This is a genomic window from Acinetobacter sp. TYF_19 (assembly GCF_043105125.1).
Lineage (GTDB): Bacteria > Pseudomonadota > Gammaproteobacteria > Pseudomonadales > Moraxellaceae > Acinetobacter > Acinetobacter johnsonii.
Genome location: NZ_JBICLH010000048.1, coordinates 117,474 through 131,738, shown reverse-complemented (window position 1 = coordinate 131,738; position 14,265 = coordinate 117,474). Strand labels below are relative to the sequence as shown.

General features: G+C 42.8%; 13 protein-coding genes and 1 riboswitch. Of the genes, 2 read left to right on the top strand and 11 right to left on the bottom strand.

The window, feature by feature from the left end; genetic code table 11:
* Nucleotides 1-58: 58 nt before the first annotated feature.
* The 4 genes from ACF8FD_RS06540 to prfB all read right to left on the bottom strand — a co-directional run bounded on the left by ACF8FD_RS06540 (nucleotide 59) and on the right by prfB (nucleotide 4,070).
* Nucleotides 59-1,339: a 3-deoxy-D-manno-octulosonic acid transferase gene (locus ACF8FD_RS06540; protein ID WP_058951546.1), complete on the bottom strand. Its 1,281-nt coding sequence runs from the start codon at nucleotides 1,337-1,339 to the stop codon at nucleotides 59-61.
* 99 nt (nucleotides 1,340-1,438) lie between these two features.
* Nucleotides 1,439-2,518: an alkene reductase gene (locus ACF8FD_RS06535; RefSeq protein WP_058951545.1), complete on the bottom strand. Its 1,080-nt coding sequence runs from the start codon at nucleotides 2,516-2,518 to the stop codon at nucleotides 1,439-1,441.
* Nucleotides 2,511-2,834 (bottom strand): helix-turn-helix transcriptional regulator, encoded by a 324-nt coding sequence (locus ACF8FD_RS06530; RefSeq protein ID WP_058951544.1) that lies wholly within the window; start codon nucleotides 2,832-2,834, stop codon nucleotides 2,511-2,513. The genes ACF8FD_RS06535 and ACF8FD_RS06530 overlap by 8 nt, the downstream gene beginning before the upstream one ends.
* Before the next feature lie 140 nt (nucleotides 2,835-2,974).
* Nucleotides 2,975-4,070 (bottom strand): peptide chain release factor 2 gene (prfB, locus tag ACF8FD_RS06525; RefSeq protein WP_100222790.1). Its coding sequence is split into 2 segments (ribosomal slippage): nucleotides 2,975-3,997 and nucleotides 3,999-4,070, totalling 1,095 coding nucleotides; the frame shifts between segments, so codons are not numbered across the junction.
* 483 nt (nucleotides 4,071-4,553) lie between these two features.
* Here prfB and ACF8FD_RS06520 point away from each other — a divergent pair.
* The gene (locus ACF8FD_RS06520) at nucleotides 4,554-5,330 is read left to right on the top strand and encodes a putative porin (RefSeq protein ID WP_058951543.1); all 777 of its coding nucleotides are present in this window, start codon (nucleotides 4,554-4,556) and stop codon (nucleotides 5,328-5,330) included.
* A 167-nt stretch (nucleotides 5,331-5,497) separates the two neighbouring features.
* A complete protein-coding gene (locus ACF8FD_RS06515; protein ID WP_234304352.1) occupies nucleotides 5,498-6,334 on the top strand; it encodes a putative porin in 837 nt (278 codons plus the stop codon).
* Nucleotides 6,335-6,379: 45 nt separating this feature from the next.
* Here ACF8FD_RS06515 and recJ read toward each other — a convergent pair whose 3' ends face one another.
* The 7 genes from recJ to ACF8FD_RS06480 all read right to left on the bottom strand — a co-directional run bounded on the left by recJ (nucleotide 6,380) and on the right by ACF8FD_RS06480 (nucleotide 14,036).
* Nucleotides 6,380-8,086: a single-stranded-DNA-specific exonuclease RecJ gene (recJ, locus tag ACF8FD_RS06510; RefSeq protein ID WP_234304351.1), complete on the bottom strand. Its 1,707-nt coding sequence runs from the start codon at nucleotides 8,084-8,086 to the stop codon at nucleotides 6,380-6,382.
* Nucleotides 8,087-8,743, bottom strand: coding sequence for a pyridoxamine 5'-phosphate oxidase (gene pdxH, locus ACF8FD_RS06505; RefSeq protein WP_234304350.1), 657 nt, complete (start codon nucleotides 8,741-8,743; stop codon nucleotides 8,087-8,089).
* Nucleotides 8,744-8,757: 14 nt separating this feature from the next.
* Nucleotides 8,758-10,089, bottom strand: coding sequence for a phosphoglucosamine mutase (gene glmM / locus ACF8FD_RS06500; RefSeq protein WP_058951539.1), 1,332 nt, complete (start codon nucleotides 10,087-10,089; stop codon nucleotides 8,758-8,760).
* A gap of 121 nt (nucleotides 10,090-10,210) precedes the next feature.
* The gene (gene guaB / locus ACF8FD_RS06495) at nucleotides 10,211-11,677 is read right to left on the bottom strand and encodes an IMP dehydrogenase (RefSeq protein WP_004691717.1); all 1,467 of its coding nucleotides are present in this window, start codon (nucleotides 11,675-11,677) and stop codon (nucleotides 10,211-10,213) included.
* A 343-nt stretch (nucleotides 11,678-12,020) separates the two neighbouring features.
* Nucleotides 12,021-12,386, bottom strand: a complete 366-nt coding sequence (locus ACF8FD_RS06490; RefSeq protein ID WP_063454398.1) for a YkgJ family cysteine cluster protein — start codon at nucleotides 12,384-12,386, stop codon at nucleotides 12,021-12,023.
* Nucleotides 12,387-12,480: 94 nt separating this feature from the next.
* Nucleotides 12,481-13,278 (bottom strand): MBL fold metallo-hydrolase, encoded by a 798-nt coding sequence (locus ACF8FD_RS06485; RefSeq protein WP_004691719.1) that lies wholly within the window; start codon nucleotides 13,276-13,278, stop codon nucleotides 12,481-12,483.
* A gap of 182 nt (nucleotides 13,279-13,460) precedes the next feature.
* Entirely contained in the window at nucleotides 13,461-14,036 is a 576-nt protein-coding gene (locus ACF8FD_RS06480) for a TMEM165/GDT1 family protein (RefSeq protein ID WP_279678619.1), read from the bottom strand.
* Between the two features lie 75 nt (nucleotides 14,037-14,111).
* Nucleotides 14,112-14,250: riboswitch (yybP-ykoY riboswitch) on the bottom strand.
* Nucleotides 14,251-14,265: the final 15 nt, after the last annotated feature.

Genomic DNA, 14,265 nt, shown 5'->3' with positions numbered 1-14,265 from the left:
ACGCAAAGCCATCCATAAAATCTACAGTATTTGTAGTAATGACAGACTCAGTCAAATTTTATAAATAAGCATCAATCACTTGAATATGTTTGGCTAGAGAGCCCGTATTCAATTGCATAATCTTTTGTGCCGCTTGATTCAGTGTATTGGCCTGCTCAGTATCCTCTAACAGTGTCATCAACACCGCAGCAGCTGGTTCAGCATCCTCAACAACTTTCACTGCATCGGCCTGTACAAATTCATCGACAATGGTTTGGAAATTAAAATAGTTTTTGCCCAAAACCGTCGGCACATTTAACGCAATCGGCTCTAAAATATTATGCCCGCCACCCGGTTCATTCAGCGAGCCGCCGACATAACACGCCTGACTCAAGGCGTACCATAACCACATCTCTCCCATACTATCGGCTAAATACACCTGTGTGTCGAGTTGAATCACTTCGGCCAAACTACGACGCTGCATATTGAGTTGCAGTTTTTGTACCTGCACAGCCACTTCATCAAAACGCTCTGGATGACGCGGGATAACAATACATAACAGTTCAGGATGTTCTGCAAAATAAGGTTTCAGTGCAGTCAATAATTGCTGTTCTTCTGGTGCATGGGTACTGGCAAGGGTAATAATTTTGCGATGTGCCAATTGCCATGTCTGTTGCAACTGCACGGCTTGCTCTACAAAATCTTCTGGGGCACGAATATCAAATTTAATATTACCCACCACTCTTGTACGCTCGCTAGGCATCCCCAATGCAATAAAACGCTGCTGTGTGGCAAGGTCTTGCGCCAAAAGTTGCTGTAAATTTTGCAGCATGCCACGTGTCAATCCTTTAACTTTGGCATAGCCTTTGGCGGATTTTTCAGAAAGCCGTGCATTAATTAACAAACACGGGACTTGAAAATGCTGCGCCTGATCAATCAAATTTGGCCACAATTCTGTTTCAACCAAAGCCAACAGCTTAGGCTGATACAATGAAAAAAACTGACGAACTAAAGGCTTTTGATCTGCAGGTAAATATACTGCTTGGAACAGGTCTAAATAAGGTGCTTTTAAAAATAGGGATTTGGCCCGTGCCTGTCCCGTTTTGGTGGTATTGGTCACCAAGACTGGATGACCGGCTTTTAAATAATGTTCGATGAGAGGCTGCGCTGCATTGGTTTCACCCACCGACACCACATGGAACCAAATCGCTTGGCGATTTTTAACCGGTTGAAAGGGCCCGAAACGTTCGAGACATTCTTGTTGAAATTGTTCTGTACTCTCTGCACGTTTTTTTATTTTAGACTTATAAAGCGGTTTGATCAGCGCAAGTGCTGCGTTATACCAAAAAGGAGTAGCCAAATACGTGCTCCAAAAATCAATGCAAAAATAAAACAGCGCAACTCATTTTATCCCATGAATTACGCTGTTATCTTGTCGCGAATTGAACGGAAAAGCAATTTAAACCGCAGCAGTTTCCATTTCAGCTAAAGTCGGATAGTCCACATAGCCTTCAGCGACACCCGTTCCAATCATATTTTCCAGTTTCAGTTCATTCAGTGGTGCATCTTGCATTAAACGCTCATACAAGTCTGGATTGGCAATATACGCCCTACCAAAAGCCACTGCATCAGCCTTGCCTGATGCCAACAGCTCAATCGCATCTTCACGACTTAGTTGCATATTCGCAATATAAGGCACTCCACCTGAACGCTCTTTCATATATTCAGAAATACTGTCTTCAGCCAGATATTCACGGGTAAAGAAGAAGGCAATCTTGCGCTTACCCAGCTGCTCCATGGCATAGCCAAATGTTTCACGTGGATCATTGTCGCCCATGTCATGGTCATCACAACGCGGCGCTAAATGCACACCTACACGATCTGCGCCCCATACTTCAATCAGTGCATCAGTTGCTTCTAGCAGGAAACGTGTACGATTTTCCACTGAACCGCCGTATTCATCTTCACGCTGATTGGTTTTGCTTTGCAAGAACTGGTCAATCAGATAACCATTGGCAGCATGTAATTCCACACCATCAAAACCGGCTTCTTTAGCACGAATCGCGGCTTGCTTATATTGCTCGGTAATCGCGTGAATTTCAGAAACCTCCAAAGGACGTGGCAATACATAAGGACGTTTTGGACGTAGTAAGCTGACATGACCCGCCTGTTGTACTGCACTTGCAGAGACTGGTGTTTCACCATTTAACAGATCGGGATGCGATACACGACCAACATGCCAAAGCTGGGCAATAATCAGACCGCCCTTCTCATGAACCGCTTGAGTGACCTTTTTCCAGCCTTCAACCTGAGCATCGGTAAACAATCCTGGAGTATTCAAATAGCCATTGGCTTCTTCAGAAATCACTGTAGCTTCAGAAATGATCAGGCCAGCACTTGCACGTTGCGCATAGTACTCAACCATCATTGGGGTTGGAACGCGATCAGCAGTTGCGCGGTTACGGGTCAGCGGCGCCATGATGACACGGTTTTTAAGCTCTAACGCACCGAGCGTTAAAGGAGAATTTAATTCAGCCATCGTTACTCCCACCTGTTAAAAGGTGTTGTTGTAGGTGTTCGATAAATTGCTGAATCAACGCTTCATTACGAGAAAAATAAGACCATTGTCCATATTTTTCCACTTGAATTAAACCGGCCTGCTGTAAAACGGACAAATGGTTCGACATCGTCGATTGCGATACATTTCCCAACCGTTCGATATGACCTGCACATACGCCGCGTCTAAAGTCACCACATTCGTCACTCGATAAAAATTGTTCCGGTTTTTTTAACCATTCCAAAATTTGGCGACGCGTTGGATTAGCCAAGGCTTTAAAAATTAAATCTATATCCATACTCAAGACACGTTTAATGGGCAACAAAGCGTTGTCAGCTTGTTTTACTTAATATATCGCATTTTTTCGATTTTAATATCGATTTTTTTAGATATATTGTAAAATAACTGATAACCCTTTGCTTTCATTCATCATTTAAATTACAAACCTTGTTTTAAGCTTGCTTCAATAAACTTATCAAGGTCACCATCTAGTACTGCACCTGTGTTGGAGTTTTCAACACCCGTACGTAAGTCTTTAATACGCGAGTCATCCAATACATAAGAACGAATCTGACTGCCCCAACCAATATCCGACTTCGAGTCTTCAAGTGCTTGCGCTGCTTCGTTACGTTTGCTCATTTCCAACTCATACAACTTCGCACGTAACTGTTTCCACGCATGGTCACGGTTGGCATGTTGTGAACGTTGGTTCTGACACGCCACCACAATGCCTGTTGGCGCGTGGGTTAAACGTACCGCAGAGTCTGTTTTGTTAATGTGCTGACCACCTGCCCCCGAAGCACGGTAAGTATCGGTACGCACGTCAGATGGGTTGATATCAATTTCAATGTTGTCATCGACTTCTGGCGAGACAAACACAGCAGAGAATGAGGTATGACGGCGGTTACCCGAGTCAAATGGCGATTTACGTACTAAGCGATGCACGCCCGATTCGGTCCGCAACCAACCATAGGCATATTCACCTTCAACACGAATCGTTGCAGACTTAATCCCAGCCACATCGCCGTCTGACTCTTCCATCAATTCAGCTTTAAAACCATGACGTTCAATCCAACGCATATACATACGCAGTAGCATTGAAGCCCAGTCTTGTGCTTCTGTCCCACCTGAACCGGCTTGAATTTCCACATAACATGGATTTGGGTCCATTGGGTTACTGAACATACGGCGGAATTCAAGCTTCGCCAACTCTTCTTCTGCAGAGGTCAATTCAGCCTGCACATCAGCCAACAGACTCTCATCATCAGCTTCGACTGCCAAATCAAGCATCGCTTGCGCATCTTCAAGCTGCGTTGCCAAACCATCTAACACATTTAAGACGTTTTCAAGTTCGCCTTTTTCTTTTGCCATGGCTTGTGCACGGCTTTGATCATTCCAAATCGCTGGGTCTTCTAATTCACGGAGAACCTCTTCTAAACGCTCTTTTTTCAGATCGTAGTCAAAGATACCCCCGTAATGTGAGACCACGGTCGTTTAAGTCTTTTAATTGGTTTAGATACGGATTAATTTCCACGTGAATTACTCTCAATCAATATAAAGCGAAAAATAGCCGCTGATTATATCACAGTCGACGGCTAGGATTATTCATCTCAAATTCGACAAAAACACATCCTTCTTTCTAGAGTTTAAAACTGTTTAGCCTCCAAAAAAGCATTCTCTTGAACCGCAATCAAGCTGCATATAAATACGAACCATCCCATAAAATACATACCTGAGAAGTGTTCTAAACATAGATACGGACTAAACATTTTGAGTTAAAATTGATTGAAATAACATCAATAATTAGGAAATCCACAGAATCTACACAATTTTAATAAAACAAAACATTTAATTATTTCATTTTTATTTCAATAACTTAAATAAAAAATATTACACAAGTTTACGCTTGCAACAAAGCGGTAACTTTCCTTTGGTTGACGCTTTTTTATTTTGCCCTAGACTGAACTTGTAACAAAAAATTAATGAAATACAGTTCCACTTACGAGGGGTACATACCATGAAAAAATTAGCAATTGCATCAGCATTACTTTCAGCTCTAGCGATCACAGGTACTGCGCATGCATACCAAGCAGAGGTGGGTGCTTCAGCTGGCCTAATTGATCCAGACAACGGTAGTTCAAGCGGCTCTTTTGGCGTAGATGGCACATACTATTTCAACCCAGTTCAAACACGTAATGCGCCACTTGCAGAAGCAGCATTCTTAGACCGTGCAAGTAACGTTAACGCAAAATACCAATACGACGAAGTCGGTGATGATGAACGTCATCGTTATGGCATTGGCGCTGAAGTATTCATTCCGAACTCAGACTTTTACCTAGGTGGTAAAGTGGGCCGTGATGATTACTCTTTTGACAATGGCGGTGACTTTGATACCACTGTTTATAGCGCTGAAGTCGGTTATTTACCTGCACCAGGTTTATTAATTGCTGCAGGTTTAAAAGGTTATGACAACGACTATAACGACGGTGTCGATCCAACTTTACGTGCTAAATATGTGACTACACTGAGCAATGGTAAAGACATTAACTTAGAAGCAGGCGCAGCTTTTGGTGATCTTGATGAATACAATCTTAAAGGCGATTACTTCATCGATAAAACTTTAAGCTTAGGTGCTGACTATTATAGCAATGACTTAAGTGATACTAGCGAATTTGGTATCAATGCCCGTAAATTCTTTACCCCACAAGTCAGCCTTGAAGGCCGTGTTGGCTTTGGTGAAGTTGGCAACAACGACTACAACAAATTCGGTGTAGCTGCGAAATACCGTTTCTAAGACCAATTAAAAACCTTGAATACTCAAAGCCCATTTTCGAATGGGCTTTTTGCACTCTCATAAAGCATTGTTATAAATAAAGATTGACTCCCTGCTACTTTTTCGTACACTTCGTTACAACTGTCATAGAACAGTCATATTTTTATAACAAAGAGAGAACCTCTAAAATGCTTAAACAACTTGCACTTACTACCGCACTTATTGCGAGCTTCGGGACTGCACATGCTTACCAAGCAGAAATCAATGCAAACTACGAAAATACAAGCTTTGATGGTGACAGTGAAGACCTTGATACTTTTGGCATCAGTGGCAAGTACTACTTAAATGGAGTGAACACTAAAAATTCGCCACTTGCAGAGGCTGCTTTTTTAAGCAAAGCAAGCAACATTGGTCTTGGTTATGCGAACTCAAGTATTGATGAAGACGGCGCCGATTTAGAAATTGACACAGTCGGTTTAAATGGTGAATTTTTTATCCCAAACTCTCAATTTTATGTTTCTGGTAGCCTCAACCGCTCTGAAGTAACGGTTGAAAGTGAATTTGGTAAAGCATCAGATGATAATGTGGGTTATGCATTAGAAGCAGGTTACCTGCCTGTCGATGGGCTACTCATTGCGGCTGGTGTAGCCAAAGAAAATCTTGATCCAATGTATGTTTCAAAAAATGGCTTCATTGATACATTCTCAAATATCTCCGCAGTAGCAGACGATACAGCTGTGACCTTACGCGCTAAATATGTGACTCAAATTGGTAACTATTTGACCAATTTTGAAGGTGCAACATACTTTGGCGATGAAACTGCTTACCGCTTAGGTACCGATTTATATATCGATCCAACCTTAAGTGTTGGTGTTTCATTTATGGATACAACATTCGATGACTTTGACACTGTTTGGGCTGTTCGCGCGCAAAAATTCTTTACGCCTGCTATTGCTGTTGGCTTGAACTACACAACAACGGAAGATGCTGATTCATACGGTATCAATGGTACATTCCGCTTCTAATTGCAACTAAATGTACTAAAAAAACCGCTCTATAGAGCGGTTTTTTTAGTATTGTTCTAAGTGCAAAATGCGAAGTTGTACGCTTACATTGCCACGAAATTCATTTTTATCCAGCTCATAGACCAAACGAATTTGATGGTTCATCTCATTGAACTGGTATTTGTCCGCCGCATTAAAAGCAATGGCATCCACGACCTGTCCATTGTCTAAAGCAACACGTAATTTTAAATGCACTTCTTTCAGCCAGCGGAAATCTAAAATTTGAAAATTTCCTTCAAAAATAGGCGCTGGAAACTTTTGCCCCCATGGACTAATCTGCTGCAGCAGATCAACCGTTTCAACCTGAATATTCTCTGCTGCTAACTCACCATCGGTCCATAAAGTCGCCGTAAATAAACCTTCATCCTGAGCTGCCATCAGTGCTTCAAAGGCCTGCTTAAACTCTTCAAAATGAACTTTTTGAATGGTTAAACCCGCTGCCGCAGCATGCCCACCAAAGTGGCTGACCAAATGTGGATATTGCTCAGCAACGCACTCAATGGCATCGCGAATATGGATTCCTTCAATCGAGCGGGCAGAACCTTTGATATGTATCCCATCTTCATCTGCAGCAAACACAATACTCGGACGATGAAACTGTTCTTTTAAGCGTCCCGCAACAATGCCAATCACACCTTGATGCCAATGCGGCTCGAACATAATTAAAGCCGCAGGTAAGACCGTATCATCCAGTTGAATTTGATCCAAGGCTATTAAGGCCTCTTGTTTCATCGTCGCTTCAACCTGACGACGTTCCACATTCAACTGATTCAGTTGTTCTGCCAATGGATAGGCAGAAGCAAAGTCCTGTGCCAATAAACATTCAATCCCGATATCCATGGTTTCCATACGACCTGCCGCATTAATACGTGGCCCCAGTACAAACCCCAAATCTTGCGCTTTTAAACTTGCAGCTTCTCGACCTGCAATCTCCAGTAGAGCGCCGATGCCCGGACGACATAAATGCTGTTGAATGCGCTTCAGGCCAACATCGACCAAGATGCGATTGTTATAGTCAAGACTCGCAACATCGGCATAGGTGCCTAAGGCCACCAAATCCAAATACTGACTCATGATTGCCGAAGACTTATTCAGTTTTTTACGATAGGTTGATAAGTTAGCTAAAACATAAAAGGCCACGCCCACCCCAGCTAAGGCTTTACTTGGAAAATCACACCCCAACTGGTTCGGATTCACTACCGCTTGGGCACTGGGAGTCGGTTTGGTGGTCAAGTGGTGATCAGTAATAATCACCTGCATACCATGATCTTGCGCTTGTTTCACGCCGTCATGACTGGAAATACCATTATCAACTGTAATCAATAAATCAGGTGTAAAGCTGGTAAATGCTAAATCCGCAATCGCAGGCGTTAAGCCATAACCATATTTAAAGCGATCTGGAACCAGATACTCTACCTGCGCCCCCATTTCTCGCAAAGCCAAAATCATTAAAGCGGTGCTGGTTGCACCATCTGCATCATAATCACCCACAATGACAATTTTGTGTTCCTGATCAATTGCAGCATCCATCAACCGAATTGCTTCATTTAAGCCTTTCATGCTAGGGGCCAGTAAATGCTTGAGCTTTAACTCCAGCTCCTGCGTTGACGCCACCCCACGGCGGGCTAAAATTTCTGCAATAAACGCAGGAACGTCCTGAAATAATTCAGGACAGGTCATAAAGGGTCTTTGCTTAATTTCAATGGCTGACATTTATGGCATCAAACGTTTCAGCATCCAGACATCTTGCTGTTTTTCATAACTTAAACGGTCATGTAAACGGTTCGGACGCCCTTGCCAAAACTCATAATAGTCAGGCTCAAGACGGTAGCCACCCCAAAAGAGGGGTTTATTCAGTTCTGATTTACCTTCAACTTGGTTCTGCAATTGCTCAAAACGTTGTTGCAAGACCTCACGACTTTCAATTACACCACTTTGTGGTGTACTGATATGTGCTGCAATTTGGCTATCTCGTGGCCGCTTATGATAGTAGTCGGTCGATTCTGCTTCAGAAATTTTGACCACTTTACCGCCAATGCGAATCTGACGTTCCTGCTCTTGCCAATAGAACAGTAACTCTGCATATGGGTTTTCTGCCACATCATTGCCTTTTTGGCTGTCATAATTCGTATAAAAATCATACCCTGCTTCGGTTGCACCACGTAGCAATACCGTTCGTACATGCGGACGACCCTGTGCACTCGCTGTCGCCAATGACATGGCATAGGGTTCGTGCAGTTGTGCTTCTAGGGCATGATTAAACCAAAGCAAGAACTGAGCATGTGGATTGGCCTCTACTCGATCTTCACGCAGCTCGCCTTTTTGGTAACTTAAACGAAGCTCGCTGAGATCTTTAATTAAATCACTCATTTCTTCACTCCTTATTAAGCTGCGTTCGCACGTACAGCATCAGCCAATGCATTTGCTAAACTGCTGACTTCATCGAGATCATCCCCTTCCACCATGACACGAATCACAGGCTCAGTACCTGATTTACGAATCAACAAACGACCACGACCTTTAAGTTGTTGCTCGGCTTTATCAAATTCAGCCACCAAAGCAGGCACAGCATAAGGGTCAAACATCGCCTCTAGACGCACATTCACCAACACATTTGGTAGAAGCTTAAAGTCAGCAATCAATTCATGCAGCGCTTTCTTCTGCTCGACCATCACGGTAAGGACTTGTAGAGCCGCAATAATGGCATCACCTGTGGTACTTTTATCCAAGGTTAAAATATGCCCTGATGGCTCACCGCCAATGACCCAGCCTTTTTCTTCTAGACCTTGTAGGACATAACGATCACCCACATTCGCACGTAATAACGCTACACCCGCTTTTTCCAAAGCTAGTTCCAAAGCCATGTTTGACATTAAGGTGCCCACTATTCCAGCAGGTTTTTTAGCGCTCTGAGTCGCCAAGATATATAAAATATGGTCGCCATCAATCAGCTTGCCATCTTTATCCACCAAAATAACGCGGTCTGCATCCCCATCAAAGGCGATGCCCAAATCTGCACCATTTTCAACTACAGCTTGTTGCAAACTTTCAGGGTGTGTTGAACCACATTGCTCATTGATATTTACACCGTTAGGCTCATTATGAATGGCAATGACCTTGGCGCCGAGCTCACGAAAGACCGATGGACCCACGTTATATGCAGCACCATTTGCACAATCCACCACAATGGTTAAATCATTCAAGTCTAAATGGTATGGAAATGTGGATTTACAAAACTCGATGTAACGCCCATTGGCATCTTTTACGCGGACACTTTTACCCAAGTTTGCCGTGTCTTCAATCACTAATTCTTTTTCAAGTTCTTGATTAATTTCTTCTTGAATAGCATCTGGTAGTTTCTTACCTTCACTGGAAAAGAACTTGATCCCATTATCAAAATAAGGATTATGTGATGCCGAAATCACAATGCCCAAACTTGCATGTAAAGCACGGGTCAAATGTGCAATCGCTGGGGTTGGCAATGGGCCTAGTAAATGTACATAAACCCCTGCTGCGTTTAAACCCGCTTGTAATGCTGACTCTAAAATATAACCCGATAAACGTGTGTCTTTACCGAGTACCACCAATGGTTTTGATTTTTTACTGTGGCGTTTTAAAACTTTCCCTGCGGCAAAGCCTAACTTAAGGGCAAATTCAGGGGTAATAGGGAGGACGCCAAACTTACCGCGAATACCATCGGTACCAAAATAACTCATATTTTACTCACTTCTTAATGGTGATCTAAATCATCACTTTTTACTGACATCACTTTACACCAAAACGAAAAAGCCGTCATAAAAATGACGGCTTTTACTTTGAACAATTGGTATAGCTGAATTAGCCCACGCGATAGTTCGGTGCTTCTTTGGTAATCGTCACGTCGTGAACATGTGACTCCGACATACCTGCCGAAGTGATTTTCACAAACTTCGCATTTTGACGAAGATCTTCAATCACAGATGAACCTGTATAACCCATAGAAGAACGTAAACCGCCCATCATTTGGTGCACAATGTTGCCCATTGGTCCCTTGTATGGCACACGACCTTCGATCCCTTCAGGAACAAGTTTCTCAGCACCTGCTTTAGAGTCTTGGAAATAACGATCCGCAGAACCTGTTGCTCCTGCCATCGCGCCCAATGAGCCCATACCACGATACGCCTTATAGTAACGACCTTGGAAGAATTCCACTTCACCTGGCGCTTCTTCAGTCCCGGCAAGGAGTGAACCGACCATAATCGTACTCGCACCCGCGCCAATCGCTTTCGCCATATCGCCAGAGAAACGAATACCACCATCTGCAATTAATGGAATTTGATCTTTTAGTGCATTAGCCACGCTATCAATCGCAGAAATCTGCGGCATACCAATACCCGCCACAATACGAGTGGTACAAATTGAACCTGGGCCGATACCGACTTTGACCGCATCTGCGCCTGCATCAAGGAGTGCCAATGCAGCATCACCAGTTGCAATGTTACCGCCAATCACTTGGACTTGTGGGTAATTCGCTTTCACCCAACGTACACGCTCGATCACACCCGCAGAGTGGCCATGCGCCGTATCTACGACAATTGCATCTACACCCGCTTCAACCAAAGCCTCTACACGGCTTGGTGTTTCTACACCTGTACCGACGGCAGCGCCCACACGTAAGCGACCAAGATCATCTTTACAGCTACTTGGATAACTTTCCGCTTTACGGAAGTCAGTGACTGTAATTAAACCTTTGAGTTCGTTGTGTTCACCAACAACCAAAACTTTTTCAATGCGGTGCTTTTGCAGTAAAGCTTGAATATTTTCTTTCGACTCACCTTCACGAACAGTCACGAGGCGATCTTGACCAGTCATGATGTTGCTTACAGGTTGCTCAAGATTGGTTTCAAAGCGTGTATCGCGACCTGTGACAATACCGACCACTTTGCCATCTTTCACAACAGGCACACCGCTGATGTTGTTGGCTTGAGTAATCGAGATCAATTCGCGTACTGTGGTTTCAGGTGTCACAGTGATTGGATCTTTCACCATTCCTGCTTCAAATTTTTTCACACGACGGACTTCTGCAGCTTGTGCAGCAATATCCATGTTCTTGTGCAAAATACCAATACCACCGTTTTGCGCCATCGCAATCGCCATACGGGATTCAGTCACCGTATCCATTGCTGCTGAAACAAGGGGGATATTTAAATTAATGCCGCGCGTGAATCGTGTCTTTAATGAGACATCTTTTGGGAGAACAGTAGAATAGGCAGGGAGTAATAGGACATCATCAAAAGTTAACGCGTCTTGAACGATGGTCAACATGGCAGTCTCACTGGTAATTTCCGTGCGCTATTATAAACAAATATGAACTTAAATTTCATTTCAATTGAAAATTTATTTTTTATTTTAGAAAATAAAGGGCTTTGTTGCATAAATATGTAAGCATCTGATTTAAATAGATTTAATTTTGGATCAAAAAATAATCAAAACCTTTAAAATCATATAGTTATGAAATCTTTGTGCAACAAAGCCAAAATAAAGTGATAAAACCCATATTTTATTTGAGACCCTCATTTCCACCTTTATTTTTTATTTCTTGTTTTAAGATGAATTCGATTTGTTTTCTAAAACTAAAAAAGCAGAGCCTTGACTCTGCTTTTACCGATTAACACACTTGATCAAAACCTTCATCGTTGGCAGGAATGCTCGCTTCCAATTGCACAAATGGAATCATATTGTGCGCACGTCGCGCTTTGTTGCATTGATCATCAGCAATTTGAACTTCTTTACATGAAGAGCTACGCTGTTCATACATCCCACAACTCACGTGTTCACCAATGGTACCTTGCAGTGCGATACAGCGTGGGCTGGCTTGATTGGTTCCAGCCATACATGAATACACAGCCGTCACTGGCTCTGTGTAATGTTCAGGCATGGAGATGCCTTCAGCCCAGTAAAATGAGACTCTAAAAAAGGCACAACATGCCCCGCAGCTTAAACAGGCATCTTCCGTTGGAACTTGAGACAACATCCTTTATATTCTCATTTTCAAAAACTTTTTTTGGAAGAAAATATTAAAAAAATTGTGGTTGCCAAACAAGCAAAATTTACGACTATTTTGTCACTTAAGTTGGACAGGTAAAAACACTCTCATCCATCAAGTCTGTACCGCACTCCAAAGTCTCAATCCAATCTAAAAATTGATGAATCTGCTCTTGCCCAATAAACGGTGTACCATGCTGCGGCACAATCATTTCGACATCCATGGTGCGGACCATATTGACCCATAAACGAATCACTTTGTTATTGCACATATAGCGCTGATGAAACCCTTTCATTTTAGGAATATGCGCAGCAAAGTTTTCCAAAGGTTTTGAGGCATCATCCACCATCGATGCCCCCATATCGCCTGAAAATAGAATCTTGGCAATTGGGTCATAAAACTGAAAATTGCCTACCGAATGTAGAAAATGGGCAGGCACAGCAATAATGGAGGATTGTCCCAACGTAATCACTTGACCGTGATCAGGTAATTCCACCAATCTGTCCAACCAGTTGCCTTTCATCCGCTCACTCATAAAGGCAGAGTTCAAGTGAGGTAAAAAGCGTGCCCAAAGTTTAGAAGCCACCACTTTCGCTTCGGTATAGACCAACCAACGCGGCATTGAGGTAATAATGTCAGGGTCTTGATGTGAGGCCATCACAAAATCAAGATTGGTCAAACGGGTATATTTATTCAACTCCATGGTCAACGGTACATAAGTTAAATCACCACCGGGATCTAAGACCGCTGCACGCTCATGGTCAATAATTAAAAACTGATTTGCCTGTACACCCTCGCCTTTGACCAAGCTGGTAAAGCTAATACACTTATGTGTGCCATCATCATATAAAACCTGTGACGTTGTGCGGTCAAATGCCATACCCATCCCCTCAAAATGCTGTTTTTCTTAAAAGACTTTTTAATACCTACAACATATATGGATTTACACAAATTTACAATGCTTTCGCGACCAATATCATTTGATATATCAATAGATTGAAGATAATTTTTCAATAAAAAATCCCGATTTTTTAAGTCGGGATTCCTGTTTTTTACGGTGAATTAGAAGAAATAATGCTGTACAAGTGTCGCAACACCAATGGCCAAGAAAATAGCCGCACCAATTTTATGAATTAAAGCAATTGGTAACTTGGTCGCCAACTTATCACCAATAAAGACCGCCGGTGCATTGGCCAACATCATCCCGAAAGTCGTACCCAACATCACCCAAACTATACTGTCAAAACGTGCCGCTAAAGCCACGGTAGCAATTTGGGTTTTATCTCCAATTTCGGCCAAAAAGAACAACACAAACGTTGCGCCAAACACCCCAAGTTTCTGCCATTTCTTAATGCTGCCTGACTCATCATCCAACTGATCAGGAATCAACATCCAACCCGCCATAGCAATGAAACCAATCGAGAGAATCCAGATCAGCGCATCAGGACTTAAAACTGTGGTGATCCATTGACCTAAAACGGCAGAGACGCCATGGTTAATAATGGTTGCCAGCAAAATAGCCAATAGAATTGGGACGGGTTTACGGAAACGTGCAGCAAGTATCAATGCAAGCAGTTGGGTCTTATCGCCCATTTCAGCTAAAGCCACGATGGCTGTGGAGAGGAGGAATTCATACATGATGTCTTTCTCTGGCTAGCATAACAAATACCAATGACTCACCTCTCCTGCTAGCCAAAATCTGCAGAGTGGTAAATCAAAGGTCTTGCCAACAAAAGAAAGCTCTTTAGAAGCTCATTTGGTTCTTTGCTATGATGACCATGCTCGTTTTAGAGCAAATATGTTGATCATCACCTGTTCTTAGGAACAGCGGCTACTCCCCAATGAAGTAACACAATGTTAGGCGAAA

What these genes read in the sequence shown, in the direction of transcription:
- ACF8FD_RS06530 (WP_058951544.1), bottom strand. Translation starts at nt 2,834, where the DNA reads ATGGATATAGATTTAATTTTTAAAGCCTTGGCTAATCCAACGCGTCGC.
- guaB (WP_004691717.1), bottom strand. Translation starts at nt 11,677, where the DNA reads ATGTTGACCATCGTTCAAGACGCGTTAACTTTTGATGATGTCCTATTA.
- ACF8FD_RS06535 (WP_058951545.1), bottom strand. Translation starts at nt 2,518, where the DNA reads ATGGCTGAATTAAATTCTCCTTTAACGCTCGGTGCGTTAGAGCTTAAA.
- pdxH (WP_234304350.1), bottom strand. Translation starts at nt 8,743, where the DNA reads ATGAGTGATTTAATTAAAGATCTCAGCGAGCTTCGTTTAAGTTACCAA.
- ACF8FD_RS06485 (WP_004691719.1), bottom strand. Translation starts at nt 13,278, where the DNA reads ATGGCATTTGACCGCACAACGTCACAGGTTTTATATGATGATGGCACA.
- recJ (WP_234304351.1), bottom strand. Translation starts at nt 8,086, where the DNA reads ATGTCAGCCATTGAAATTAAGCAAAGACCCTTTATGACCTGTCCTGAA.
- ACF8FD_RS06480 (WP_279678619.1), bottom strand. Translation starts at nt 14,036, where the DNA reads ATGTATGAATTCCTCCTCTCCACAGCCATCGTGGCTTTAGCTGAAATG.
- ACF8FD_RS06490 (WP_063454398.1), bottom strand. Translation starts at nt 12,386, where the DNA reads ATGTTGTCTCAAGTTCCAACGGAAGATGCCTGTTTAAGCTGCGGGGCA.
- glmM (WP_058951539.1), bottom strand. Translation starts at nt 10,089, where the DNA reads ATGAGTTATTTTGGTACCGATGGTATTCGCGGTAAGTTTGGCGTCCTC.
- ACF8FD_RS06520 (WP_058951543.1), top strand. Translation starts at nt 4,554, where the DNA reads ATGAAAAAATTAGCAATTGCATCAGCATTACTTTCAGCTCTAGCGATC.
- ACF8FD_RS06515 (WP_234304352.1), top strand. Translation starts at nt 5,498, where the DNA reads ATGCTTAAACAACTTGCACTTACTACCGCACTTATTGCGAGCTTCGGG.